The following is a 25,018-nucleotide window of genomic DNA, read 5'->3' on the forward strand; positions in this document are numbered from 1 at the left end:
ACGACACTCTAAAGTATAGGAGACTAACCCTTTTCCATTAGACTTTCACTATCAAACCTCTGAGCAGGGTTTTGTGATGGCATAGGACGCATGTCAACATCCTGTTATTACTTATTAGATAATATTCATTTTTTTACAACGTTTAATCTCAATGTGATGTTTCGAAAGGAATTCTTCAAAACGGCTGATACATTTCTCTTCATTTTGAAAAGCCTCGAGTTCGTAAGAATTGTTTTGATCATAAATGACTTGAAGTGATAAACCATTCCATAACAAATACCCATCCTTGTATCGGATGCCTGCTTTATTCGTCTTTCCTTCTAAGGAATTAAATTCACCGAATTTCTTGAAGTGAATTTGTTTCCCATTACCATACAATAACTCATCAAAAGCTTTCCATAATCGAGTAGCAATCTTCTGAGAAGTGTTGGAGTCGATATTTTTTTAAAGTGGTGTTGCATAGGCTTAACATCTTTGTGGAACTCATATTCTGAAAGACGATATTCCTCACACAATTCTTTAAAGGCTTCATTCGCTTCACGTTTATTAGTCTTATGCAGCTCTAGTGCCTGTCGATAACGTTGGGTTTTAATCATTTCCTTGTAACGCTTGAGGGTTATATTGGCAAGGCTGTTGTAGATGTTACGCCCAATTTCGAAACGGTTATTTAACACATTATTTTTATATATTTCTGATATCGTTGGAAATTCCACAACAAAATATGTAAACGTGAACCCTCCTCTTTTTTATAAATAACAATCGAATCCTAATTCATGAATATGTGTTTAATCCATTCCTATTACCATCAGAATAGCAAACTACCTAGTCTTAAATTCGGTAATTGCGTTGAACTACCCACATCTACACTTTCTAAGTATTTATACCCAAAAAAAGGTCGTGGCGCTTCCTTACCCACTTACGCCGGGTCCTCGTCCAAACCGCTTAGAAACGGGCGTAGTTTCGCCGTTTTTTGATAAAAAGAGATTTTTTGAGGTTAAGCCGAAAAAAAGAAAGAAAAGTGAAAATCATTCTATTCATGGCAATGATTCTCACTCGTCTTTCCTAATAGACTCGTTTTCGTCATAGCTGGAAATGTTGTTTGATTCGTTCAGCGACCGTCGCCGCATCAAGATATGTGTTGTTGATGCGCAAGTAGTTGTCGACGTCGAGTTCCCCGTCCTGTGAGTTCAATCGGTATAGCGTCGCCGTCTGCTTCAACTCACCTTCCGACCAGGCGATGTCCCGCTTCGTCGGCTTATGGGTCAACCGGTTCTCCGTTTGGTTGCGAATGAGGCGCTCTTCGATGTCCGCTTCGAGCTCGACATAATAGATGTCGGCCCCGTTCGACTCGAACAAGTCGGTCACTTGTTTGATATACGCCCAGTCCTCTTCTAAATCGAACGCCCAGACGAACGTGAAGATCATCCCGTCCAAATCACTTTTCGCGACCGCGCCGAACAGCTCATGGCGGAACAGCTGGACGAGCCGACGCCCTTCCGGTGTCCCGTAACTGAAGAACGGACTGACGAGATCAATCGTCATATGGTTATGGAACAGCTTTAAGTCGGTAATACTGGCGAGTTCTTGCCCGACCGTCATTTTGCCGACGGCTTGTGGACCAAATAATACGACGAACTTCATGTCTAATCCCACCCCTACTGTCATTTTCAATACCATATCATATCGCTCGACTCGTCCAATAGGAACTTGTTCATATCCGCAATGGCTACATCTCATAATCAAGGGAATTCACCTCATATTCATAAATTTAGAGTCATCCTAGTCATCTCAAGAAAGTACCCATCATCCAATTCCCCATTTCTCTTTCTAAACCTGGTCAATTATTGTTTACCCCATCCTCATTTGAGGAATAGGCATATCATCTATGTGTATGAAGGAAGGTGTCATCCCGTGACTTGTCCACGCTGCGGAGCGAAGACCCGCTCGAAAACCACTATTTGTCCGGCGTGTGGCCATCGCCCACGTCGCTTGAAATGGATTGCTGTCCCCATCGTCATTGCACTCATCGCATTCGTCTCGTTTTTAACGAACGCCTATCTTACCGACAGCCCGCGCTCGAGTGATTCACTCGCCGACAAAGTCGATTTGAACATCACGAAAGACACGGTCTCAGCCGATGGTGCCACCACCGTCGACCTCGAGACGTTGCAAGATAGCCTCTATACTGTCGGCACGGGTACCGGGTTTTTGATTAGCCCGCAAGATGTATTGACGGCGGCCCATAACGTCGCCGGCATCACCCGCGTCACGATGAAACATGGTGACAAGACGGTGAATGGAACAGTCATCGGCCGGACTGACGCCATCGCCGTCATCCGCATCGAAAAAGTAAAAGTGACCCCGTTCTCGTTCAGTCACGCGATTGTCGGACCAGACGAATCGGTATTGACACTCGCACCGGACGAACAGATTGAAGGAACGCTCACGTTCGAAGAAGACAGCTATCGCCGCGAATTCGATTTACCGAACCGCGCCATCGGCAGCCCGATTGTCACTGCCAATGGACGGGTGCTCGGCCTTCACTTGGTGACGAAGACGCTCCCGGTCGCCTTGTTCGAACAAGACGTACTGTCGTTCATCGAGTCGGATACACCGGCCCCGCCACCGACGACAAAACGCAGTGCCCCGGCCGCTGAACTCGCACCGGTCGCACCGATTACACCGGTACCGAAACGTGAGGATCCGGTCGAACCAGCTCCGGCGCCTGAACCGGAACCCGCGCCCGAACCGACACCAGCACCGGAAGCCGAGGCAGCACCAGACACACCGGAACCGACCGAGCCTCCAGTTGAAGAACCGGCACCGGTCGAGGAAGAGCCTCCAGCCGAACCGGAACAACCTGCTGAAGAATCGGAGGCTCCTCCCGTCACGGAGCAACCGACCGAGCCTGACGTCCCCGTGACCGAACCGGCCGAACCGGTCGAGCCGGAACAGCCGGCAGTTCAAGAAAAAGAAGCGGAGGCGGCACCGGTCAAGAAAAAAGACAAGCCGAAAGCCACCGCTAAACCTGACAAGAAAGAGACGCCGCCCGTCGTCAAGGAGAAACCGATTGCCGATGACGCGACCGAAGAAGCCACAGACGAGCCGGCTGCAGTTGAAACTGAAGATGAAGAAAGCACGCCATCGGAATGATGACGTGCTTTTTTTACGTGTCATTTCGAGAGCGTCGCTGCAAGTTGCCGACCGCGGCCCCGAATAGGAGCAGGATAATCGACAACATCCAAAATGGCATCACGTCCTGCAACAACCAGACAATCAGCGCACTGATGGCGATGACGACACCCATCCACAAAAAATTCGACTGTCCCATTTGTTTCACCTCGGTCTCATCATAGCACATCAATTCGATGCGCCATCGCCTGTGGCGGCAGCGAGCGGGTCATCTTCTCATCGTGCTCGACGCGCACCTGTTGCCCGACGGCGAGCGGTGTCTCATCCTCTCGAAGCGGCTCTTCCCAGTGAAACACGATGCCATCGAACGGCTCGGCATCTAGATTCGGCGCGACCCGCATCCGCGTCGGTTCGAGCTCGACGATATAACCTGTGAACGTGACCATCTCCATTCCTCCATTTCCTCGGAAATCCTTCCCTATTCTTTTCCCATTTTTTGAAATAACTCTACTCGTTCGCTCGATTGCTCGGTATAATGAAGCAACACTCATTTACGCCGGGAGGGACCCTCATGAAACACACCATCGATTTACACCATCCAGACTTTCAACGCACCTTCCTCGAGATGATGCTCCTTGAAGAAATGATTGACGACTATAACGCCGAAGCGATCGAATCGCTCGTCGTCCGCGGCGAGACGAACTTTCCGGACGACCCGTTTTTTCCGGCGATGCGGGCGTATCCGCTCATCCGTGAAGGCGAGTTCGGCCGGGCCCGTGACGTGCTCGAAGCCGCGAGCGCAAAAGGCGACCATTACATGATCCACTGTCTCCATGGCATCTTGAGCGACGATACGAATTTCTTGTTCGAGGCCGAGCAGCATTTCCTTCGGGCCGTCGAACGCTATCCGAACGTGCCGATCGTCCAACGCACCATCGCCGTCCATTACTTCAATCGTAAGTTTTATGGGGAGGCTGGTCTCCACTTGATGCATTACGTCCGACTCGCCGGATTCAACGAAGAGACGGTGCCGATGTTGCTCGAATTCTTCCAAGTATATGATGAGATTCCACTCGAGATGAACGATGAGCTCCTCAAGGTGGCCATCGGATACTTGAACGCTAACCCGCGCAACCCTCGCGCCCACTCGCTTTATGCGTCCATCTGCAGCCATCGGGTCGAGATGCTCGTCAAACGGTTGCCGGAAGACGACCATCAGCTCGATGACGAGACGATCGCGATGTTGCTCGAGGTCGAAGAGCACGGTATGTGGAGTGCGACGTATGACGACAGTGAGGACCACATGTTCCGCGCCATGTTCGCCGATTATATCGACAACGTCGTCTTGCCGAACACGTCCAGACTGTATGTATACCGCTTGCGTCTCCGCTATTGGTATCACCGGCTCACGCACCGGTTGACCGGGGGCTACGGGGATTCGATGCGCTCGTCTTGATTGAATATGAACAGGGGTCCTGCCACCACATGTTGGTGACGGGACCCCTGTTTGTTTCTTATTTGACTTGATCACATATACGGATGAATCGGACCGCGCAACTCGTACGAGTAGTCCTCGTGGTTGACGATGCCGACGACTTGATCGCTCTCGAGCAGTTGCACTAAGAACCCGGCCATCTCTTCGGCCGTATGGTACTTCTCAACGTTTTGGCTATAGTCAAAGTCGTCTTCTTCGCGAGCGCGGTTGGCAAAGCCCGTCTCCGTCGCGGCCGGCGCGAGCACTTTCGCTCGCAGTTTGTCCCCATCGTTCATGAGCTCGCGGGCAAGCCCTTCCGTATACGCACTGACGAAGAATTTGGTCGCGCTATACGTGACGCCTTTTTTGGCGATATGATAGCCGACGACCGATGCGACGTTCAACAGTGTCGCCCCTTCGACGTTATGATAGTCCCGGACGTATAGGCTCGACAGTACCGTCAACGCCTCGACGTTCAAGCGAATCATGTTCTCGATTTTCCCGACCTCGACGTCCTTCACGAAATTCGAATCGCCAAACCCGGCGTTGTTGATCCACGTCTCGATGTCGAGATCAGCGAGCGATTCATACATCCCGTATACGTTCTCGCTGTATGACAAGTCTTTCGCCTTGATGATGACATCGCTCTTCGGTGCGATCGCCTTGATTTCACTCCGCAACTTCTCGAGTTCGTCGTGCCGCCGTGCCACGAGCACGAGTGACTTCCCTTGCTTGGCGAGCAATTTCGCCGCTTCATAACCAATACCTGAACTTGCTCCGGTGATGACGGTATATTTCATGATGTGTCCCCTTTTCACTGTAGTCGAGATGTTGTCTCTCTCCCGCAATTCCCGTAACACCCTCTCATCAATCCTGACAACACGCAAAAACTATCCTTTCCCTAGAACAGGAAAGGACGGTCCGTCTTATGTTTGGAAACGCCCGATGAGCGTCTGCAAGTCGCCGGTCATATTGCCGAGCGACTCGGCGACACCGTTCAACTCTTGAATCATCGCGAGCTGGGCGTCGGCCGTCTCACCTACGCTACGCATCGTCTCGGCCATGCCTTCACTGTCACTCGCCATATGGATTGCCGCTGTCGCGACTTGTTTCGTCGTCGTCGCGATCTCGCTCGAGGCGACCCGGATCTGTTCCGTGTTCTCGACCGAGGCGTGCAATTGCCCGACGATTTGTTGGAACGACGCCGTCGCTTCTTCAAGCAACGCCGTGTTCGTCTCGACGCGGCGGGCACTGATGGCGTGACGTTCGAGTACCGCATTCGATTGCGTCTGAATCGATTCGATCAAACCGGCGATTTGGGACGCCGATTGTTTCGACTGTTCCGCGAGTTTCCGTACTTCTTCGGCGACGACGGCGAAGCCTTTCCCTTGTTCCCCGGCCCGGGCCGCTTCGATGGCCGCGTTCAAGGCGAGCAGGTTCGTCTGGTCGGTGATGGACTGGATGACCTCGGTAATGAGGGCGATCTCGTCCGACTGTTGTTTCAACGCCGTGATCGACTGGCCGGTTGTGACCGTCTCCGCTTCGAGCGCGAGCACTTCCTGCTTCGCCTGTTGGATCGTCTGTTCACCGCTTTCGGCGAGCTTTAGACTCGCCTGGACGTCTTGGCTGATCGTCCCGATCGAGATGGCAATCCGTTCGACACCTTCATCGGCGGCCGCGACTGCTTGCCCGCTCTTCGAGGCGGCCCCTGCCTGGTTGACCGTCTCTCCGACGACTTGTTCAATCATCCGCGTCGTCTCTTCTGTCTGCGAAGACATCTCTTCCGTGCTCGCATACAGTTCTTCTGACTGGGCCGTGATTTCTTGGGCGTTCCGGCTCACTTCGTTAATCAGTTCACGCAGATTGCCTTTCATCTGGTTGAAGCCGATCATGAGCTCACCGATTTCATCGCGTGTGAGTACTTGTAGGTCCACGCGCGTCAAATCACCGTCGGCGACGATGCCGACCTCGTCCGATAGTTGGCGAAGCGGGACCGTGACCATGCGTTGGAGGAAGTAGCCGGCGCCGAGCGTGAGTACGAAAATGATGACGGCGATCACTGCAGAGTATATCAATGCACTTTGACCTCGACTCTCAAGCTGCGCTTGCTTCGCCAACATCGCGGCTTCCGATTCGGCTTGCATCGTCTCTCCTGACTCAATGATTGATGCCGTCACATCCGGCAACAACCGGAGCGCGAGTCGGTCCACTGTCTCTTGATCATCCGCGTCAATTGCTTGAATCAACTGTTGTGCTAAGTCATCGTAACCTAATGCGTATGACATCAAGTTCTCTAGTTCTTTCGTCTCTTCTGTCGAAGGCGAAAGTTCTAACAAGGCATTGATTGCTTCTTTTTTCTCTTCTGACCCTTGCTGCTCTGCTTCAAGCCGGGCCGGCTCTTGTTCAAGAATATAACCACGCAGGCCATACGCCTGACGGACCATCCCTAACGATAATTCATCGGCCGCCTTCATCCGCATGACATCTGATGAAATCATTTCTTCATATCGGCTCGTCGCATCGTTCAGCGCCATCAGATTGTAACCCATCCCGATTACGACGAGTAAAAGAATCATTCCGATCCCGCCAAACAGTTTCTGCGTCAATGTGAGTTGATTTAGCCTTTTTTTCATCTTCTCGAGGAACTCGTCCTCTCACACCTCTATTTCTATCAAATTTTGGAATCACATGATTTCTATCGGTTTGTGCAAACGGTTTTCCACATTTGTTTCCAATTATTTTAATGGATTGACCTTATTTACGAGTCTTATGTTCCATTTATTGTCACAAAAAAAGACCACAGCCCATCATGGCTGCGATCTAGCTTCATAACTTGAACTGTGACACGCGATTCGAAAGTTCGACCGCACGTTGCTCGGTCTCCTGCATCCGAGTTTGGACGTCGTTGAACCGCTCGACGGACAGTTGGACTTTCTCCGAAATCGACTGCGTCCCGTCCGCCCCTTCCGTCACGGTCGTCGCGACTTCTTGGATGACGTGGAGGATGCTGTCGGTCATATGGCGAAGTTGGAGCGCGTTCGTCTCGAACGTCTGTGCCGTCTCCCCGAATACGGTCGCATCCGCTTCATATTGCGTGGCCGACTCCTCGAGCCGGTCGTAGTCGGCGAGCACTTTCGTGTCGAGGAACGTCAGCATATCGGCCGAACTCGTATTGAGCCGGGCGACCGAATCGATGACCGTCGTGGACACCGCTTGAATCTCGTTCACCGTCTGGCGCGAGTTCTCGGCCAGCTTACGAATCTCTGAAGCGACGACGGCGAAGCCACGACCGGCATCTCCTGCCCGGGCCGCTTCAATCGATGCGTTCAAGGCGAGCAAGTTCGTCTGGTCGGCAATGGTGAGGATGGCTTTCGTCAAGACACGGATCTGTTCGACCGACTGCGCCCCTTTAATCGCCTCGTCGAGCTCGATGCGTTTCTGCTCGATGATGGCGTTCGCTTCCGTCTTCGATGCGACGGCTTGTTCACGCATGGCGTGGGCCCGACGTTCGACGTCGCCCGCTGTCGTCGCGCTGTCGTTCGACAAGTCGACGATGGAATCGATAGAACTGCCCATCTCGGTCGTCGACGCACTCATCTCTTGCGAAGATGCGGCCGTCTCTTCCATACCGGCCGTCAATTCCTCGACCGTGCCTGACGTCTCTTCCATGTAACGGCTCAGTTCAATGACTTCCGCCGCCACTTCTTTTGACGAGACGAGGACGACTTTTGACGTCTTGTCGACGTCGATCATGATGTCGCGTAGCGTCGCGAGGAACGTGTTGAACGAGCGGCTCACTTGCGCGATTTCGTCGTTCGATGTGACCGGAATGGCCATCGTCAAGTCGCCGCCTTGTGAGGCCAATTCGTCGAATTTTTCTTGGAGCACCCGCATCGGTTTGATGATGGAGCGCAGTAGGCTCAGTCCGAGGAACAACAGGAGTGCGACCGCACCGATCGTCACCGCGAGCAACGCGATGAGCGACTGTTGAAACTCACGTTCCATGTCGGCGCCGACACGCTGCGAGCCTTCCGAGTTGTAGTCGACGAGCTCGGTCAGGCGCTGCGTGAAGTTATCGTATGTCGATTGGGACTGGGCGTCATAATACGAACGAGCCATGCCGTTGTTGCCGGACGTGCTGAAAATGAGCATGTTGTCCGACACGCGCTGATACATCTCCCACTGCTTGCTGAAGTTGGCGAACAGCTCTTTGTCTGTCTCTCCTGTCGCCGTCTGTTCATATTTCGGGGCGATCTCATTGATGCGCGTCCGAATCTGTTTCATCGCGGTCATCAATTCTTCTTTCGCGGCCGCGTCGTCCGTCACGATATGCTCGAGCTCGAGCGCGCGATAGTTCGCCGCGAGCGTGTTCAGCTCGTGGGCGTAGTCGAGCCCTTTGTTCCAGTTGTTGACGATGTCATCGCCTTGACGATTCGCATCGGCGAGCGACAAGAGCGAGTAGCCGCCGACACCTGCGACCATGAGGAGCGCGAGAATGACGAGTACCCACAGCTTTTGACGGATGGTCAGGTTCTTGCCGGTCACTCGTTTTCCTTCACGCGTGCTTGGCTTTCGTCGTTTCGGTTTCCATTGAAAGCGCTGGACGTTTAAACGATTCCGTAACGCTATCCACTTCTGTTTCACTGACATATGTATATTCCCCTCTCGCATGCAACGTTTCTTCCTATATCGTCTTGACGTCGAGGAATCTAAAGGGGATTGACCAAAATAAAAAAAGATGACTGAAAAATCAGTCACCTTTTCTCTACATTATAATACGGACTTTACAGTCTGACCGCTTCGGTTGGCCGGCGTCACGACTTTAATCGTCAACTTCGAGCCGCGTTTTTGCGGTTTGATGGACACGTTCGTCGAAGTCGATGTGCTCGTCTTCTTCGCGACGAGCGTCTTCCCGTTATAAATCGTCACCGTGCCGTACGAGACGTTCGTGCGAACAGCAATCGACTTCGTCGTCGAGCGAATCGTGCCGGTGCTCACCGTCGGGCGCACACCTGCTTTGACGGTCGCACTCTTCGCGTCACGGGCCACACCGACTTTCGCCTCGAACACGAGCTTCGTGCCGGCGCGCTGACGGGCAAACTTCACTTGATAGCTACCGGTCGAGTTCGCCTTCGTCCGTCCAATCACTTTCGTCCCCGCCTTCACGATGACTGTGGCGTTCGGGAGTGTCTTCCCTTTCCACGTAGTCACTTCGTCAGACGGCGCGAACGACGTCAACGAAGCCGTCGGGACTTTGTACGTCGTCCGCTTCTTCTTGGACCCGATTGACGACTCGACGACGACCGACGTGCCTGGTTTCACCGAGATCCGGTAGCGGTCTTTTCCAACCTCAGTGTATGAGATTGGCTTCCCATTCACGATGAAATTCAAGTATGCCGGTGTATCTTTCAACACTGTAAACGCTGAAGTAGACGATGTGACGAGCACATCTTTGATGCTGAGTGTCTTCGGTGCGTCACTCGTCACTTTTTGTTCGAACGTTTTACTGAGCTCAGGACGGAAACTCGCGATGAGTCGAATCGTCTGTCCCTCCCAGAGTGGTCCTTTCAACGCGATGACGTTCGTTCCAGGAACGAGACGTTTTGCTGATTCATCTCGGCCATTTCGCGCCACCGCGAGCAGTGGAGAGAGTGTCCCGTTATAATGAACAGTCACAGTCGTATCACCTGTCTTCGGTGGTTTTGTCCACGTGACGTCAGGCACCGGATAATCTGTTGATACGTAAAGATTCGCATACTGACTGTTCGTGTCGAGAATGCGATAAATGACACGGTAGTACATCGGCTTGTCTCGATTGTACTCCGTTAACTTCGCGACTCCCGATGCGTCTGCTTGGACTTCACGAACTTCATAGTTTGTCGGTGAGAACAATTGACGCACCTCGACTCGGGCATTTGGTTTTGTCCGAATCGTCACACCTTCCATCGCCGTCTCGCTCAACACTTCGGCAATGTTCGTATCGGTCGGTTCATTCATTTGGAACGTCTGTTTGACCGATGCTGTTGTGGCTTGGTTATACGTCGCGTTGTCTGCTACCCAAACCGTGATGGTTTGATTTCCCCAGAGAATACCGCGTGAGAACGTAAAACGTCCTGTCTCATCGGCCGTGACCGAACCGTCACAGTTCGCGTATTTGTTGTTTTCACAAGTCACATACACCGTCATGTTTGGGGCTGTCGTACCGACGATATCCCCTACCGGCCCGTTATCAAATGATGTTTCGATTTGAAGCGGCACTTTCGTCACCGGATTCAAGGTGACTCTGTTGCTCGTGAGGTTTCCGAATCGAAGCGCATAACTGAACGATTCATCGAACGATGGAACGATGTATCCATCCTCGAATGAGCGTGTCGCATCGACCACTTCCGCGTCTGACCCCAAGTCGGCGACAGGGATTTCATGGTAGACGCGATCGATTGTCACGACGGTCGCCATCAGTTGATAGGACTCGCCTAACCAGGTATTGCCGGCTCCAGACGGTTTTGTAGCTTTCGGCGAGGTGTACAGCTGACCTGGAATGAGGTGGGCACGCTCTGCCGCCAGTAAGCGCTGGTCGTTTCGAAGCAAGTAGCCTCCGTGCAACAGTTTGTAGTCAAGCCGTGAATTGAATGAATCCAGTCGCAGTTTGTTCAATGTCTTCGTGGCTAAATCGATGGTGAGCAAATAATCGAACTCCGTCATCGCGTAGTACGTGCCGTTGTGATAGGTAAACGACTCGATTTCATAGAACGACTGATTTTTCAAATCAAGCGTCGTGATGGTACGTTGCTTCCAATCATACACGTGTAAGTCACTAACCCCTTCTAACAGAAGGTGATCTGTCGTAGGTTCAGCAAATACCGCTGTCACCGTATTCGGCATCTTGATTGTCTCGATTATCTCGCCTGTATCTGGATTCAGATGGAGCAGGACGTCCGAGTACGTGTCCGCAACGACGAGTTCGTTCGCGTTTGTCGCCAATATCACTTGTTCACGATCGGAGAGAGTACGCTCCCACTTCGTGACGCCATCCGAATCAGTCGTCACGAGTTGCTTCGAGCCTTTGTTCTCCCACAACATGATGTCGCGACTCGCATCGTACGTAATAAGTCGAATCGACTCTGTGTCGAACGGCGGGCTGAATGTACGCGTCGACCCATCACGGTTAACGTGAATCATATCCCCCGTCCGATGATGCGTCGCCATGAATGATTCACCGTCTAAGCTCGGCTTGAACGTATAGAAATCTCCATATGACCCCTCTTCATCATGCGACCGATCCGCCGTCAGATTGCCGTTGTAATCGATGGGTACGACGGTCTGTCGTTCTACATCATGAAGCCGCGTGGCTCCGTCTTGATAGTCCAAATAGAAGGGAGACCCTTCAATTGTCTTCACTTCTTGCTCGAGCAGCGTGCCCAGCTCGAACTTCGGAGTCGCGTTCGCTTGATCCATCGGGAACATCACGAACAACAGCGCGACGAATAAAATTGCATAGTGCCATTTCTTCATTTACAATACCTGCCTTTTATTCAATATATTAAAAATATACCTTCAATTTGTGATTTTTAGAAGCAAAACAGGAAAAAAGCACCGTCTCTTTTTTTGAGAGACGATGCCTTTAGATTATTGGACGTTCAACACGGTCTGTGTACCTTCGATCATCTTGATTTCTGTCCATTTGACGACGCTCTTGCCGAGCGGGTCGTTGGCGACCATGAAGTCGGCGAGCGCTTGCACTTTCAACGCGTCGACCGGCTGTTTCACGTTATTCAAACGGAAGCGCGATACTTTATTGAACATGTCCAAAAATGCGATTTCTACTTTAGTCTCAGTCATGGGTTAGTCCTCCTTGGATGTGGGTGTGATTAGACGACGTCGTATTCGCGAACGACCGACACGGTGAAATCTTCTTGCTCGGTCAAGTCGAGCATGAGGTGACCGAACGCCTCGGCATTGTCAGCCGTGAGCGCCGCCCGGATCGGACCGAAGCGCTGCGTTTTCTTCGTCGGTTTCAAGCTGTTCAAATCGTGGTGCGTCGTCAAGACGAGCGTGGCTTTCTTTTCAGTCAATACGGCCATGGGGGATGGCTCCTTTCGGGGATGGATTACAATTCAGACGGATAGGTCGAGTCGAGACGTTCGAGCAGTTGAATCATGCGCTCAAGGCGCGTCTCGATCCGGTGGAGCAGATAGAGCGAGACGACGATCGGGAAGCCGAGGTTCGAGATGAGTTCGGGCCAGCTCATGGGCCCACCCGCTCATCGGAACAGCCTCCGGCGGGACGCTTCGGTACACGCATCAGGGGTTCCTCCAATTAGAACGTCACGTGGAATTCACGCGACACGACGTATGCGGCGGATTCGACCGCGAGAAGCGGAATCAACAGATCACCGAACTGCTTGATCTCCTCGGTCTCCATCCGCGCACCGAGTGGACCGAACCGGACGAGCTGACGCTTTTCCTTGCCGTCAACGAGCCGCTTCGTGTCGAGATAAAAGACGCTTGCGTATTCTCGATACACTGCCATATGTCTCACCTCCTTCGCCCCTATTAACCGAAGTTGGTGAATGTTTGCTCATATTGCCTTGTAACCTTTTCGTAACGACTATAGACCTATTCTGAATGAAGACGCATTCATCGGTCGAAATCGGCTTTATTCCTTGAATTCTCATACCAATTAGGGTATCTTAATAGACGTCAATCGAATTTCGAAAACACGCCTAAAGTCCCACGAATTCATTTCCCCACTTTGAAAAAACTGGCAGTTAATTGCTTAGAAATGGGTTACTATACGTAGGAGGGCATTTTCAAATGACCAGTTTGACTTGAAGAAGGAGATACTCTAGATGAACAGCTTAGACTTCGCACTCAACACTTCTATTCCTTCCGCTCAACTCGACTTCGACCACACCGACCTGACGTTTTATGCGACTGACTGGGATGCTTATCGCCCGGAAAACGCGAAGCCGTTCCTGTACAACGAACGCCCATTGATCGTCTATCCACTCAAAGAACTGAGCCGTGCGTTTCATGTCGCCGGGATTCCCCGTAGCCAGCAACAGCTGATCAAATGGGAAACCGACGGCGTCTTGCCACCGACCCCGTTCACGATGGGACGCAAGCGCTTCTATACGGAAAATCAGATTCGGACAATCGTCGACATCGCATTGGAATGCGGACTACGGCCCCGGACACACGTCAAAAAGACGAACTTCTCCGAGCTAGCCCATAAAGAATTGGCGTACATACTCCAACTGGAATTGAAAACCGAACTCCCGCATGAATGAGCGGACATGAGGCAGCCCTTCCTGAATCGTCAGGAAGGGCTGTTTTTGGATGGATGAGGGGCGATCGCGCTCAAGTACAAATCGAGCGATGTTTCGACCTCTGTCACGACAAGGGCGACAAAGTCGTCATACATTCCTGTCGTATGCGCTCGATCTAACGCATTGTAATAACTCAGGCGATTTTCGACTTTGATGACAATCGGCGGATAACCGGACTTCATCAACTCTAAATTGAGCAACAACCGAGATGTACGACCATTTCCATCAATGAACGGGTGAATCCCCACGAACTTAGCATGCAACAAAGCGCCCCGTTCAACCGGGTGCATCGTATTCGTCTCTGTTTCATACCAATTCATCAGTTGCCCCATCTGTTCTTGAATGAGGTATGGAGGCGGCGGCATATGAACGGATCCAGCAATAAACACTTGCTGGTCCCGATAGACGCCTGCATACGCATCATCAAGTCCTTTCAAGACGAGACGGTGCAAATTTTTTATTTGCCACTCCGTCAGCGGTTCTTCGCGTTGGACAATCTCTTCTACATAAGAAATGGCGTCCTGGTGGTTAATCACTTCAAGATGCTCGCTCATCGTCTTCCCGCCAACCGTTATACCTTCCAGCACCACTTTTGTCTCGTTGATTGTCAACGTATTTCCTTCAATGGCATTCGAGTTGTATGTCCATTCTAAAAAGAGTTTTGCTCTCAAACTTTGAAGCGTATACGTCGGCAGCGGTCGATTTTGATCCAGTTGTTCTTTTTTCATCGTCAGTTGCTCAAACATATAACCCGCTTCCTTTCTCTCAAGTGTTCGTGATTTAATTATACGCTTGTTTACCTGAGCAAGTCGATTTCGAGTGAACGCCTCATTTCATCTTTAATCGGCAAGGATACCCCCTACTTCAATCGTGTCCCGGGCACAGCCCGACGATAAGTGGGAGAGGAATTGCCGCCGGGGCCGAATCGTGCACGTCCGACTCAATGAACGGCATCGGCATCGACGCGAACGAACTGCCGTACATCTTCGAGCGCTACTACCGGGGCACGAACACGACCGACGCACTCGGCAGCGGCCTCGGTATGGCGATTTCCCGGGGCATCATCAAAGCGCACGGCGGCACTGTCACGGTGACGAGTGCGCGCGGGTCTGGAACGACGATTCGCATCGAGTTGCCGGCCTGACGCGAGCGGCAAAAAAAACGCAGACACGTAACATGTCTGCGGTCCATTCAAAAGGATTCGCTCAACGGAGCGAATCCTTTTTCGTCGTGTCATAATCCTCAATCCACGTCTCGAGCTCATCAATCGGGAGCGGACGCGAGAACAAGTATCCTTGCATCTCATCACAGCCGAGCGAGCGGAGTGTGTCGCGCTGGTCCGTCGTCTCGATGCCCTCGCACACCGTCTTCAAGCCGAGCCCGCGGGCGAGCTCGATAATCGACTGGACGATGACGTTCCCGGTCGGATCGTTGTCCGTCACTTGGATGAACTGCCGATCGATTTTAATCTCATGAATCGGATAGTGCTTCAAATAGACGAACGCCGAGAAGCCGGTCCCGAAGTCGTCGATTGAGATCGAGAAGCCTTGTTCCCGGAACGCGACGAACCGCTCGATGACGTGTTGCTGATTCTCCATCCCGACGCTCTCGGTGATCTCGAACGTCAAGTAGTTCGGGCAGACGCCCATCTCCTTGACGATATGGGCCAGCTTTTCGACGACCCCGTCCGATAGGAAATGACGGGCCGACAAGTTCAAGGCGAGCTGATACATCCGGCCCTCGTCGTGCCATGTCTTCAACTGGCGGCACGCGGCCTCGAGCGCCCATTCTTCGAGCGCGATGATGACGCCGGTCGATTCGGCGAGCGGGATGAAGTCGAGCGGTGGAATCAATCCTTGTTTCGGATGAATCCAGCGCATCAGCCCTTCGAATCCTTTTAACTTGCCCGTCGCCGCTTCAATCTTCGGTTGGTAATAGAGCGTGAACTCGTTCAAGGCGAGCCCTTTTCGCAAATTCATCTCGAGTGTCAGACGGGCCGTCGCCTTCTCACCCATCTCTTCCTCGTAGAAGGCGACCCCCCCGCGCTGCACGTGGCGATCATTGGCCGTGATTCGGGTCGTGTCCATCATCTCGAGCGTCGAGCGTGACTTGTCCTCGATCGAGATGAAGGCGCTCATCGTCAAGACGACGTCGAGCTCCCCGACCGCGAACGGCTCGCTCGTCACCGTCTCACAAATCAAATCGGCGAGCGCCTTCACTTTGATGCGGTCGCCGTAAGGCGTCCACAGTAGAAAGCCAGATTGAGAGACGCGCGCCAAGAGCGACGCATCGACGACTTGTTGGAGGCGTTCCGACAGTTCGATGACGATGTCGTCCGCGCGCTGGATGCCGATTGCCGTCTCGACGGAACGGAACTCGTCCGCCCGGAGATAAATCAATGAGCCGAGCTGGTGCGGTGCCTGTTCGCGGAGCGCGTCCACCCGCTCGATGAACCCGTTCAAGTTCATGAGCCCGGTCTGTTCATCCGTATAGGCGAGCTTCGTGATGTGTTCATCGATCTCGCGGCGGTCGAGCCGGAGATAGAGGATGGCGATAAAGTCGGACAGCGTGCTGACAATCAGCTCCTCGATGAACGTCCATTGCCGTGGGGCGAACGTCTCGCAACAGATGACCCCTTTTGCCCGATTGTTCGCATAGATCGGGGCATCGAGCATCGAATAAATCCGTTGTCCTTCTACAAAGTGCTGCTGGTATAAATCCTTCACCCACTCGTGGGTCCGGACGTCTTCGAACGGGAGCACCCGGTTCGTCCGCAACGCGTCGAAATAGACAGGTGCGTCCCCACGCATGACCGTCAACACCGGTTCGCTCGGTCCCGTCTCTTTCGAATAGGCGACTTGGCAACTGATCGAGGCATACGTCTCGTCGAAATGCCAAATCGAGACCGTGTCGACGTCGAGCATATCGGAGACGACCTCGCACATATATAAGAGCGCTTGCCGTACCGCAGCCTCCGTCACCTCTGGCATTCGGACGAGTTCGAACAGTTTCTCTTGATGTTTGCGATATGATTGTGTTGAAAAGTTCCCCTCGTTCATAAGTCCCCTACTCTCATTCAAACGTTTTGCATTCATGATAGCACGAAAAGAACTATGGATAGGTTTCCAAAATTCAACAGAAAGTCAATTTTCGATTCCCCTGTTTCTTTAGTACTCCCGCCTCATCCGTGTCCGAAAATATTGACCTCATTTTTAACGGAATCCACTGATTGAGCCATTTCCACCATTGCTTGCCGTTTGTGTAAACCCTACAATAAACATGTATTGCTTTACCTGTCGATAATTGTCAAAAGCACTCATTAGAGAAGGAAGTGACCCAATGTCCCCTAAGTCCGGCCTCATGTACTCATTCGCAGCCATCGCCGCCGTAAGCATCATCGCCCAGGCCGACGAAGTCGCAGCAGCCAGCTCACACGTCGTCCGTGCCGGTGACACGCTCTGGTCGATCAGCCAACAGCACAACGTGTCACTCGCCAATTTAAAAGCTTTCAACAACTTGAATTCAGACCGTCTCGCCATCGGGCAGACGCTTAAATTGAACGGGAGCGCCCCGACCACAGTGAAACCTACTGCCACATCAGGCACGGGCACTGTCACGACGGCCGCGTTGAACATGCGTCTCGCCGCAGGCACGTGGCACGACGTACTCGTCACGATCCCGAAAGGCCAAGCACTCACACCGATTCAAACGAGCGGTGCCTGGACGAAAGTCAGCTATGGCGGGAAGACTGGTTGGGTACATAACGGGTATTTGACGGCCTCATCTGTCAAACCAGCTACACCGAGCACACCGACTCCAATCAAACCTGCTGCTCCAGCACCATCAAGCGACGCCACCGTCACGACGGCAGACTTGAATATGCGCGTCGCCGCAGGTACGTGGCACGACGTACTCGTCACGATTCCGAAAGGCCAAGCGCTCAAACCGATTCAAACGAGCGGCGCCTGGACGAAAGTCAGCTACGGCGGGAAGACGGGTTGGGTACATAACGGTTACTTGACGAACTCATCTGTCAAACCGACTACACCGAGCACGCCGACAAAACCGGCCGCTCCACAAGAGCAGAGCATCAACCAGTCGTACACCACGACCGCCAACTTGAACGTCCGTCAAGGCCCGGGCATCGGCTACGCCCTCGTCACGAGCATCCCGAACGGCACGACCGTCAAAGCGACGAAGCAGAGCGGCACGTGGGTATACGTCACGTATAACGGCAAGAGCGGTTACGTCAGCACCGGTTACTTGAAACAGACGACGACGGCACCGAGTGCGCCGGTCACACCGAACGCCGGAGACGGCGGTGCAGGCAATGCTTCGTTCGACTACGTCGTGAATACACCCTCGCTCAACGTCCGCACGTCGGCCTCGACGAGCTCGGCCATCATCGGTCGCGTCACGGCCGGACAGACGCTCCGGATTGTCCAGACGTCGAACGGTTGGCATCAAATCTATATCGGGAATACGACCGGTTTCGTCTCGGCGTCTTACGTCAAAGCGGTGCCGAAAGGCTCTGCAGTAAGTCCTGCTCCAGGAACGTCAGAGGCAGGGATCGCCGCCATCGCCGTCGCCAAGAAATACGTCGGCACCCCATACATCTGGGCATCCTCGAACCCGGCCAACGGTGGGTTTGACTGCTCTGGACTCATCTATTATGCCTTCAATCAGGCAGGCTACAGCGTCCCACGCACGAACGTCGCCACGTACTGGGCCGGGTCTTATTTCGGAACACCGCTCAGCAAGACGTTCGTCCCAAAAGCGGGCGATCTCGTCTTCTTCGAGAACACGTACACGGCCGGCCCGTCACACATGGGCATCATGATTGATGCGGACACGTTCATCCACGCCGGGACGTACGGACTCGGCTATAACACGATCAGTAAAGAGCCATACTGGAAATCACGCGTCATCGGTTACAAGCGACCGTGACCTTCGGCGCATTGAAAGACCCGACCTTTGTCGGGTTTTTTTTCGTGGGGCAGGATTTCCCTCGAAAGACTCGAACAGGGACTATAGAATGGGAAGAGAAAGAAGGAGGTGTCCGATGGGAAGCAATCGATTCGCTAAAATTCCGTACCGGATTTACACGATGGCTCTCGCCGTCGCTTGTCTCATCGGCGTATTGTTGTTCGGGCTCGGCCTGAGCTATTACTGGAAAGAAAAACATGTCGCCGTCGACGAGACGGTGCGCGACTTGAACCACGCCTCCGACTTGGCCGGCGTCGAGTCGTATCTCGTCTTGCATCACGCGGCCAAACTCTACGAGACGAACTCGGAGCAACCGACGGCGCTGCTGTCGGCCCCGTACCGTGAACGGGCGCTCCAATACAATCTTCAACTGCTCGACGACTTCGAGACCGGGGTCGACGAGCGCGAACGGGAGGCGTTGCTTCGCTTCTCGGAAGAACTTGAAGACACATTGAACGAGGATGGCTCGAGCCGCTTCCAAGCCGTGCCGTTCGACGTCATCGAGTCGATCAACCGGCGCTGGCTCTATCAAGGGCTCGAACGGACCGCCCAAGAGAACACGGCTTATGAATTGACCGATGCCATCATGCGCATGCAGATGGCGTTCGTCGAAGGTGTCACGAACCTGCTCGCCGAGACACCGGATCAAGACCAGCTCGAGTTCGAGGTCTCGACGATTGCGAACGAGGCCCGTCTGATTGAGGACATCGTCGCGACCGACCCGTCTCTCGGGACGAAATCGGTCGAAGACTTGATTGAGAGTGCGCTCGCCCTCGGACGGGTGACGGCCGCCAATTCCACGCTCGAGGCCCGTTACGTCAACGGGACGAGCTTCTATGAGGATTCGCACGCGGCACTACAAGCGGTACGCTCGGCGGCTGACGACACGCTCATGACCGAGCGTGACCGTTACGGAACACTCGCCATCGCTGTCCTGTTCATCACGCTCCTGTTGTCAGGCGCGCTCTTGTTCGCTCTATGCTCGACACGCAAAATGTACGCCCACGACTTGAGCCATTTGAAGGCACGCGCCCTCGCCATCGACCCGAGCACGGAACCGGTCGAAGATTCGTTCCCACCGAGCCACGACTTCCGTGGCATCGAGGACGAACTCCGCGAAATCGCCGCCAGTGTCCATTCAACGGTACACACGCTCGAGACGAAATCGAACGACCTGCTCCGGTATCACGAGCGCTGGTCGTCTCTATTCTCCGAGACAGGACTCGCCATCGCCTTGATCGATGACACGTACAACTTCATCGAACGAAACGATGTGTTCCGCCAGTTCTTCGGCGAACGGAACCTATATGAAATCAATCAGTTGTTCACCGACACGGGCCGCCGCCTGTTGCGCGAGGCGCTCGCTGGGGTGACGGAGAACGGCACGAACGCGCAGTTCATCCTTCATTTGAAAGGTGAGCACGTCCGCTTTTTGAACGTCAAAATCATCCCGCTCAAGCGCGGCGAGACGCTCACGTATTACCTCATCCTCGAAGATGAGACCGAGCGCGTCGAACGCGAGCGCAAAGTCGATCGGCTCGTCCGATTCGACCTCGCCACCGAGCTCTACAACGAGTACGGCTTCCTGCGGGCGTGGGAGAAACAGGATATCGACGGGACGTTCCTCTTGATTAAACTGAACGACTTCCATCACCTCGTTGACTGGTACGATCCGACGTACGCCGACCTGCTCATGACCGAGTTCGCCCGTCACGTCGAGGACCGGCTCGAGAAGTACGCGCACCACTTGTTCGGCCGTTACCGGGACGACACGCTCATGCTGTATGTGAAATGGCTTCGCAACGTCGACGAGACCGAATTGTTGGAGCTGTTCCCGACCGAGCTATTGATTAACCAGAAACGCCAGACCGTCCACCTTCAAATCGGGGCGACGCATACGACGCCGAACTTTAACGATTGTCTGTTCGAGGCGACGAAGGCGTTACAACACGCAAAAGAGACGCGGACCCCGTTCGTCTGGTACGACTCGAGCATCCTCGCCCAGCTTCAATGGGCCGCCTTGATTGAACAGGCGCTCCCAGAGGCGATCGAGCAAGGACATATCACCGTCGCCTATCAGCCGCAAGTCGAGTTGAAGACGGGCCGTGTCGTCGGGGCCGAGGCACTCGCCCGTTGGCAGCACCCGGACATCGGCTACGTGCCACCGAACGAGTTCATCCGCATCGCCGAACGCTCAGACCAGATTCTCTGGCTGTCGCACTCGATTCTCGATTTGGTCGTCGAGCAGCTCGTCGCCTGGCGCGACACGCCGTTCGCCGATATCTCGTTGTCGTATAACTTGTCGGCCCATTCAGTCGATCCGTCCATCGTCACCAAGTTGCGCGACTTGATCAAGACGTATCCATGGCTGCCCGACCGGTTGAAAATCGAACTGACCGAGTCGGCGGACATCATGTCGCACACGAACGAGCTCGAGCGTCTCGAAGACATCTCCGATCTCGGCTATTGCCTCTCGATTGACGACTTCGGCACCGGCTACGCCTCGTTCGAAGCGATTTGGCACTTGCCGATTCAAGAAGTGAAAATCGACCGCATGTACGTCAGCGGCAAAGCGAAGGACAGCACGTCATTCCTCCGCGCCGTCTCCCGCTTCGCAAGTGAACAGAAATTGACCTCGCTCGCCGAGGGCATCGAGACGAAACAGGACCTCGAGCGGATTATCGCGGAAGGTGTCGAACTCGGACAAGGTTATTATTACGCCCCTGCCCTTGACGCGACCACGTTCGAGGCCTGGGTGAACGACAAAAGAGGGCACCTCGCCTGAGCGAGCGCCCTCTCCGACCGGTTGACACATGTCAGCCGGTTTTTCGTTTGATGAGATTAAAGACGAGCTTCAGTGCGATCAACAGTCCGATGACCGGCAAGATGACCGGCAGCGACCCGCGCGGCAACAGCCCGAACACGATGAACGCCGTCATCCCGATGGCAAAGAACAGTTTGATGCCGCGCTCATGGCCGTCGAACTGATCCCAGCGCCAGACGAGGAGTAGCAAGGTCAGCGGTGCGAACAAGAACGTCAAGAAAAAGAACGGCATGTGCCGTGTATACCAAGGTTGCGTCATTTCTGTCGTACCTCCTCATATAACGCTTCTGTCGCCTCGTGCGACTCGACGTTCAGATAAATCGGTTTGCCGCTCCAGTCGATCCGGACGACCACGTCGATGTCCCGGTCGATGAAGACGAGCACGTCCTCCCCGTTCGTCGTCCGGAAGTGTCCGGTCAGGCGTGAACCGACGGTGGCACCGTTCGTGCGACGGGCGAGGCTCGGCTCATACGTCAACGTCACGGCTTCCATCTCGTCATATGGCACCGTCTCGCCGTAACCGCCCTCGATGATGAGCGCCGAATCGGTGAGCGTCACCTCGGTCGGCTGACTGAACCAGAACAAGAGGCCCCCGACGAAGCCCAGGATGAGCGTCAAGACGAGGATGAGCGGGATGAGTTTCTTCTTGCCTCCAGGACGAAACTTTCCGTTCTCATCAAAAATATTCCCGTCATACTTTTGAGCGCGCCAAAGCGTCACGACGACGAGCGCGACGATGAGCAGAAACAATGGCTCGAGCGGAATGTCGAGACCCGACACGTCAATGGCGACGATGACGAGAAAGATGGTTGCGATGCCGTAACACATGAAACCGATTAACCGCGCCACCGCCTTGATGTTGACGCACGCTTTGTCTTCGCGCTTCATCGTGTTATATCCCGAGATGAGGAAATGCCAGCCCAAGCGATGGACGGCAAATCCGAGCAAGAATAGAATGAGTGCTGCAATCACGAGTCCCCACATAGAGGTGTCCCCCTTTCTTCTATACTCTACGTGAAAACGAGGACAAACGTTTCAAAATCATGAGACGTGCCCTCGGGACACGGATGTCTTATACTCGAATCAGAACGCTCAAGGAGGAATTCGATGTATCGCACGAAAGCAGATTTTCTACAAGATTGGATCAAATCATCGACTGGCACGCTCGACGTGCTCCGCGCCGTCACCGACGAGGCGCTCGGACAAGAAATCGTCCCGGGCCACAACTCGATTGGCTGGATCGGCTGGCACGTGACGACCGCGCTCGGCTATTTCACGAACTTGCTCGGCTTCCGCTTGTCGGCGCTGAAGAGTTTGACGCAACCGGCTGACGCGTCAGCCATCGCCGACCAGTATGCGCGCTATGCCGACGAGATCAGCCAGGCGGCCGAACAGTTCTCGGACGAATACCTACTCGAAGAAGTAGACGTCCACGGTGCGAAACAGCCGCGTGGCGCCGTCTTGCGCATGATGATCGACCATCAGACGCACCACCGCGGCCAGATGACGGTGCTCCTCCGTCAGGCGGGACTCACGGTCCCGGGCGTCATGGGACCGACGAAAGAACAGATGAAGGCGTGAAAAAAGGCGAGGCCCCGTGGGGTCTCGCCTTTCGTCACATCGATGACGGTGTATTCTCCTTGTTTTGCATCCGACCGACCCCTTCGTACTGGACGGTACCCGGGTCGCGTGCATACTTCCAAGCGTTGCGCGCATCGATCAAGCGCTTCGTCCGCATCCCATCGAACGCTTCCGGTTTCAACGCGACGAGCTCGTCCCATTCCGTGACGAGGATGGCGATGTCCGCTCCCTCGAGCGCAGCTTCGACCGTCTCCGCTTGGGGGAAGTCCCACTTGGCGAGCGGGTCGTAACCGATGACTTCGACTCCACGTATCTCCAACAGTTGAGCGAGCGTCATTGAAGGCGCATCGCGCATGTCGTCCGTCCCCGGTTTGAAGGCGAGGCCAAGCAAGGCGACTTTGAGATCGCTCTTCGGTTCGACTTTCGAGGCGACGTACTCCATCTGGGCGTCGTTCGCGTGCATGGCCGCTCGGATGACCGGTAAGTCGACCTCGTTCTCGTTCGCCACGTTCAAGAGCGCGTGCATGTCTTTCGGGAAGCACGAGCCCCCGTAACCGAGTCCGGCGTTCAAGAACGAACGTCCGATGCGCGGGTCGAGTCCCATCCCGTCGGCAATCGTCGTGATGTCCGCTCCCGCCTTGTCGGCGAGACGCGCCAAGTCGTTGATGAAACTGATTTTTGTGGCGAGGAACGCGTTCGAGGCGTATTTGATGAACTCGGCGTCAATCGGTGATGTACAGACGATCGGCACCCCGAGGCGTCCGTAGATACCGGCAAGTTCCTCACACATCTCGAGGTTGTCACTGCCGATGACGACGCGGTGCGGTTTCAACACGTCGGCGAGGGCGCGCCCCTCTTGAAGAAATTCCGGCACGACGGCGAACTTATGGGCCGGGTACATGACCGACAGCATGTCGGTCGTCCCCGGCGGCACCGTGCTGCGGATGATGATTTTATGTTTCGACTCGACCTCGGACAAGGCCGCGTCGACGAACGTCAAGTCACAGCTGCCGTCTTGCTTGCTCGGCGTCCCGACGGCGAGGACGAGGTAGTCGACCGTTTCTGTATCGGCCATCGAGTCCGTGAATGTGATTGAACCGTGATGATCGCGTAACACGTCTGCCATGCCCGGTTCGTGGAACGGGACGTCCCCGTTCATGAGACGGAGCAGTCTCGGTTGGTCTTTCTCGACACCGATGACCTCATGCCCCGCTTTTGCTAGTCCACACAGGGTGGCCAGCCCGACATAGCCAAGGCCGATGATTCCAAATTTCACGATAGTTCCTCCTTCAATAGTCTTCTATTAACAGTACCGAAAAGCGGCGTGCAAGGGAAGGCTCTAACACTCTCTGAATATTCTCTGCTATAATGAGTCAAAATGAGGCTAGAAAGGAATAACCGCATGGGATTGCTCGCTTTCTTTTTGATTACGCTCTTCGTGTTCTATTGGTTTCCTATTCGAGGTGGACTCAAGACTTTCCTGCTGATTCTCATCATGATCAGCGGATGGCTCTCGATTTTCGAACTCGTCTCCATCATCGAAGCCCGCCCTTGGGTTGCGGCCCCTGTCCTCGCGCTGATCGGTTTGTTCGTTTGGAAATGGCGCAAAGACAGACGGACGAACTTGAACAAGCACACAGACATTTGACACACGTCGAATGTCTTTTTGAATTTCTGTACAATTTTTTCGCTA

Annotated in this window: 24 protein-coding genes; 8 read left to right on the forward strand and 16 right to left on the reverse strand. The window is 53.9% G+C overall.

Annotation, left to right across the window (positions count from 1 at the left end; all coding sequences use genetic code 11):
* Window positions 1-1,080: 1,080 nt before the first annotated feature.
* Window positions 1,081-1,641, reverse strand: coding sequence for an AAA family ATPase (locus tag KNP68_RS07990; protein WP_131471779.1), 561 nt, complete (start codon window positions 1,639-1,641; stop codon window positions 1,081-1,083).
* A gap of 270 nt (window positions 1,642-1,911) precedes the next feature.
* On the opposite strand from KNP68_RS07990, the gene KNP68_RS07995 reads away from it, so the two are divergent.
* Window positions 1,912-3,153: a hypothetical protein gene (locus KNP68_RS07995; RefSeq protein WP_214799292.1), complete on the forward strand. Its 1,242-nt coding sequence runs from the start codon at window positions 1,912-1,914 to the stop codon at window positions 3,151-3,153.
* Between the two features lie 13 nt (window positions 3,154-3,166).
* Here the strand turns inward: KNP68_RS07995 and KNP68_RS08000 are convergent, their stop codons facing one another.
* On the reverse strand, window positions 3,167-3,331 hold the full coding sequence (locus tag KNP68_RS08000; protein WP_165569432.1) for a hypothetical protein: 165 nt from the start codon (window positions 3,329-3,331) through the stop codon (window positions 3,167-3,169).
* A gap of 19 nt (window positions 3,332-3,350) precedes the next feature.
* Window positions 3,351-3,578 (reverse strand): DUF3221 domain-containing protein, encoded by a 228-nt coding sequence (locus tag KNP68_RS08005; RefSeq protein ID WP_214714170.1) that lies wholly within the window; start codon window positions 3,576-3,578, stop codon window positions 3,351-3,353.
* A gap of 125 nt (window positions 3,579-3,703) precedes the next feature.
* On the opposite strand from KNP68_RS08005, the gene KNP68_RS08010 reads away from it, so the two are divergent.
* Complete coding sequence (locus KNP68_RS08010; protein WP_251131479.1) at window positions 3,704-4,588, forward strand: tetratricopeptide repeat protein; 885 nt, start codon at window positions 3,704-3,706, stop codon at window positions 4,586-4,588.
* 71 nt (window positions 4,589-4,659) lie between these two features.
* On the opposite strand, the gene KNP68_RS08015 is transcribed toward KNP68_RS08010, so the two are convergent.
* From KNP68_RS08015 to KNP68_RS08050, 8 genes are all read right to left on the reverse strand, one after another.
* Window positions 4,660-5,406 (reverse strand): SDR family NAD(P)-dependent oxidoreductase, encoded by a 747-nt coding sequence (locus tag KNP68_RS08015; RefSeq protein ID WP_214799294.1) that lies wholly within the window; start codon window positions 5,404-5,406, stop codon window positions 4,660-4,662.
* A 126-nt stretch (window positions 5,407-5,532) separates the two neighbouring features.
* On the reverse strand, window positions 5,533-7,239 hold the full coding sequence (locus KNP68_RS08020; RefSeq protein WP_214799296.1) for a methyl-accepting chemotaxis protein: 1,707 nt from the start codon (window positions 7,237-7,239) through the stop codon (window positions 5,533-5,535).
* 193 nt (window positions 7,240-7,432) lie between these two features.
* Window positions 7,433-9,256 carry a methyl-accepting chemotaxis protein gene (locus KNP68_RS08025; RefSeq protein ID WP_214799298.1) on the reverse strand — a complete coding sequence of 608 codons (1,824 nt, stop codon included), beginning with the start codon at window positions 9,254-9,256 and terminating at the stop codon, window positions 7,433-7,435.
* 120 nt (window positions 9,257-9,376) lie between these two features.
* On the reverse strand, window positions 9,377-12,118 hold the full coding sequence (locus tag KNP68_RS08030) for a hypothetical protein (protein ID WP_214799300.1): 2,742 nt from the start codon (window positions 12,116-12,118) through the stop codon (window positions 9,377-9,379).
* A 114-nt stretch (window positions 12,119-12,232) separates the two neighbouring features.
* Window positions 12,233-12,445 carry a DUF2922 domain-containing protein gene (locus KNP68_RS08035; RefSeq protein WP_021066376.1) on the reverse strand — a complete coding sequence of 71 codons (213 nt, stop codon included), beginning with the start codon at window positions 12,443-12,445 and terminating at the stop codon, window positions 12,233-12,235.
* 29 nt (window positions 12,446-12,474) lie between these two features.
* Entirely contained in the window at window positions 12,475-12,687 is a 213-nt protein-coding gene (locus KNP68_RS08040) for a hypothetical protein (RefSeq protein ID WP_021066375.1), read from the reverse strand.
* Window positions 12,688-12,713: 26 nt separating this feature from the next.
* Window positions 12,714-12,854 carry a YvrJ family protein gene (locus tag KNP68_RS08045; RefSeq protein WP_021066374.1) on the reverse strand — a complete coding sequence of 47 codons (141 nt, stop codon included), beginning with the start codon at window positions 12,852-12,854 and terminating at the stop codon, window positions 12,714-12,716.
* A 68-nt stretch (window positions 12,855-12,922) separates the two neighbouring features.
* A complete protein-coding gene (locus KNP68_RS08050; RefSeq protein WP_029594867.1) occupies window positions 12,923-13,135 on the reverse strand; it encodes a hypothetical protein in 213 nt (70 codons plus the stop codon).
* A 319-nt stretch (window positions 13,136-13,454) separates the two neighbouring features.
* Here KNP68_RS08050 and KNP68_RS08055 point away from each other — a divergent pair, with 319 nt between their 5' ends.
* Window positions 13,455-13,895 carry a helix-turn-helix domain-containing protein gene (locus KNP68_RS08055; RefSeq protein ID WP_214799302.1) on the forward strand — a complete coding sequence of 147 codons (441 nt, stop codon included), beginning with the start codon at window positions 13,455-13,457 and terminating at the stop codon, window positions 13,893-13,895.
* A 29-nt stretch (window positions 13,896-13,924) separates the two neighbouring features.
* Here KNP68_RS08055 and KNP68_RS08060 read toward each other — a convergent pair whose 3' ends face one another.
* Entirely contained in the window at window positions 13,925-14,680 is a 756-nt protein-coding gene (locus KNP68_RS08060; protein ID WP_214799304.1) for a Fic family protein, read from the reverse strand.
* 197 nt (window positions 14,681-14,877) lie between these two features.
* On the opposite strand from KNP68_RS08060, the gene KNP68_RS08065 reads away from it, so the two are divergent.
* On the forward strand, window positions 14,878-15,078 hold the full coding sequence (locus tag KNP68_RS08065; RefSeq protein ID WP_214756232.1) for a sensor histidine kinase: 201 nt from the start codon (window positions 14,878-14,880) through the stop codon (window positions 15,076-15,078).
* A gap of 61 nt (window positions 15,079-15,139) precedes the next feature.
* Here the strand turns inward: KNP68_RS08065 and KNP68_RS08070 are convergent, their stop codons facing one another.
* The gene (locus KNP68_RS08070; protein WP_214756230.1) at window positions 15,140-16,993 is read right to left on the reverse strand and encodes a sensor domain-containing phosphodiesterase; all 1,854 of its coding nucleotides are present in this window, start codon (window positions 16,991-16,993) and stop codon (window positions 15,140-15,142) included.
* Between the two features lie 280 nt (window positions 16,994-17,273).
* Between KNP68_RS08070 and KNP68_RS08075 the strand changes: the two genes are divergently transcribed.
* Together KNP68_RS08075 and KNP68_RS08080 are read left to right on the forward strand one after the other, a co-directional pair.
* Window positions 17,274-18,881 carry a C40 family peptidase gene (locus KNP68_RS08075; RefSeq protein ID WP_029594862.1) on the forward strand — a complete coding sequence of 536 codons (1,608 nt, stop codon included), beginning with the start codon at window positions 17,274-17,276 and terminating at the stop codon, window positions 18,879-18,881.
* A 115-nt stretch (window positions 18,882-18,996) separates the two neighbouring features.
* Window positions 18,997-21,705: an EAL domain-containing protein gene (locus tag KNP68_RS08080; RefSeq protein ID WP_029594861.1), complete on the forward strand. Its 2,709-nt coding sequence runs from the start codon at window positions 18,997-18,999 to the stop codon at window positions 21,703-21,705.
* Between the two features lie 31 nt (window positions 21,706-21,736).
* On the opposite strand, the gene KNP68_RS08085 is transcribed toward KNP68_RS08080, so the two are convergent.
* Window positions 21,737-22,003: a hypothetical protein gene (locus tag KNP68_RS08085; RefSeq protein WP_029594860.1), complete on the reverse strand. Its 267-nt coding sequence runs from the start codon at window positions 22,001-22,003 to the stop codon at window positions 21,737-21,739.
* Entirely contained in the window at window positions 22,000-22,728 is a 729-nt protein-coding gene (locus KNP68_RS08090; protein ID WP_029594859.1) for a DUF3784 domain-containing protein, read from the reverse strand. Before KNP68_RS08090 ends, KNP68_RS08085 begins: the two co-directional genes overlap by 4 nt.
* Before the next feature lie 123 nt (window positions 22,729-22,851).
* On the opposite strand from KNP68_RS08090, the gene KNP68_RS08095 reads away from it, so the two are divergent.
* A complete protein-coding gene (locus KNP68_RS08095; protein ID WP_214799306.1) occupies window positions 22,852-23,325 on the forward strand; it encodes a DinB family protein in 474 nt (157 codons plus the stop codon).
* A 34-nt stretch (window positions 23,326-23,359) separates the two neighbouring features.
* Here the strand turns inward: KNP68_RS08095 and KNP68_RS08100 are convergent, their stop codons facing one another.
* Window positions 23,360-24,601: a UDP-glucose dehydrogenase family protein gene (locus KNP68_RS08100; RefSeq protein WP_214799308.1), complete on the reverse strand. Its 1,242-nt coding sequence runs from the start codon at window positions 24,599-24,601 to the stop codon at window positions 23,360-23,362.
* Window positions 24,602-24,727: 126 nt separating this feature from the next.
* Between KNP68_RS08100 and KNP68_RS08105 the strand changes: the two genes are divergently transcribed.
* On the forward strand, window positions 24,728-24,973 hold the full coding sequence (locus KNP68_RS08105) for a hypothetical protein (RefSeq protein WP_214799310.1): 246 nt from the start codon (window positions 24,728-24,730) through the stop codon (window positions 24,971-24,973).
* Window positions 24,974-25,018 lie beyond the last annotated feature (45 nt).

The sequence above is a fragment of the Exiguobacterium sp. s50 genome (assembly GCF_018618175.1).
Taxonomy (GTDB): Bacteria; Bacillota; Bacilli; order Exiguobacteriales; family Exiguobacteriaceae; genus Exiguobacterium; species Exiguobacterium chiriqhucha.

Bases quoted from the DNA above. Each gene is read 5' to 3' on its own strand.
- KNP68_RS07990 (WP_131471779.1), bottom strand. From the start codon at position 1,641: ATGAAGTTCGTCGTATTATTTGGTCCACAAGCCGTCGGCAAAATGACG.
- KNP68_RS08000 (WP_165569432.1), bottom strand. From the start codon at position 3,331: ATGGGACAGTCGAATTTTTTGTGGATGGGTGTCGTCATCGCCATCAGT.
- KNP68_RS08005 (WP_214714170.1), bottom strand. From the start codon at position 3,578: ATGGTCACGTTCACAGGTTATATCGTCGAGCTCGAACCGACGCGGATG.
- KNP68_RS08010 (WP_251131479.1), top strand. From the start codon at position 3,704: ATGAAACACACCATCGATTTACACCATCCAGACTTTCAACGCACCTTC.
- KNP68_RS08015 (WP_214799294.1), bottom strand. From the start codon at position 5,406: ATGAAATATACCGTCATCACCGGAGCAAGTTCAGGTATTGGTTATGAA.
- KNP68_RS08020 (WP_214799296.1), bottom strand. From the start codon at position 7,239: ATGAAAAAAAGGCTAAATCAACTCACATTGACGCAGAAACTGTTTGGC.
- KNP68_RS08025 (WP_214799298.1), bottom strand. From the start codon at position 9,256: ATGTCAGTGAAACAGAAGTGGATAGCGTTACGGAATCGTTTAAACGTC.
- KNP68_RS08030 (WP_214799300.1), bottom strand. From the start codon at position 12,118: ATGAAGAAATGGCACTATGCAATTTTATTCGTCGCGCTGTTGTTCGTG.
- KNP68_RS08035 (WP_021066376.1), bottom strand. From the start codon at position 12,445: ATGACTGAGACTAAAGTAGAAATCGCATTTTTGGACATGTTCAATAAA.
- KNP68_RS08040 (WP_021066375.1), bottom strand. From the start codon at position 12,687: ATGGCCGTATTGACTGAAAAGAAAGCCACGCTCGTCTTGACGACGCAC.
- KNP68_RS08045 (WP_021066374.1), bottom strand. From the start codon at position 12,854: ATGAGCTGGCCCGAACTCATCTCGAACCTCGGCTTCCCGATCGTCGTC.
- KNP68_RS08050 (WP_029594867.1), bottom strand. From the start codon at position 13,135: ATGGCAGTGTATCGAGAATACGCAAGCGTCTTTTATCTCGACACGAAG.
- KNP68_RS08055 (WP_214799302.1), top strand. From the start codon at position 13,455: ATGAACAGCTTAGACTTCGCACTCAACACTTCTATTCCTTCCGCTCAA.
- KNP68_RS08060 (WP_214799304.1), bottom strand. From the start codon at position 14,680: ATGTTTGAGCAACTGACGATGAAAAAAGAACAACTGGATCAAAATCGA.
- KNP68_RS08065 (WP_214756232.1), top strand. From the start codon at position 14,878: ATGAACGGCATCGGCATCGACGCGAACGAACTGCCGTACATCTTCGAG.
- KNP68_RS08070 (WP_214756230.1), bottom strand. From the start codon at position 16,993: ATGAACGAGGGGAACTTTTCAACACAATCATATCGCAAACATCAAGAG.
- KNP68_RS08075 (WP_029594862.1), top strand. From the start codon at position 17,274: ATGTCCCCTAAGTCCGGCCTCATGTACTCATTCGCAGCCATCGCCGCC.
- KNP68_RS08080 (WP_029594861.1), top strand. From the start codon at position 18,997: ATGGGAAGCAATCGATTCGCTAAAATTCCGTACCGGATTTACACGATG.
- KNP68_RS08085 (WP_029594860.1), bottom strand. From the start codon at position 22,003: ATGACGCAACCTTGGTATACACGGCACATGCCGTTCTTTTTCTTGACG.
- KNP68_RS08090 (WP_029594859.1), bottom strand. From the start codon at position 22,728: ATGTGGGGACTCGTGATTGCAGCACTCATTCTATTCTTGCTCGGATTT.
- KNP68_RS08095 (WP_214799306.1), top strand. From the start codon at position 22,852: ATGTATCGCACGAAAGCAGATTTTCTACAAGATTGGATCAAATCATCG.
- KNP68_RS08105 (WP_214799310.1), top strand. From the start codon at position 24,728: ATGGGATTGCTCGCTTTCTTTTTGATTACGCTCTTCGTGTTCTATTGG.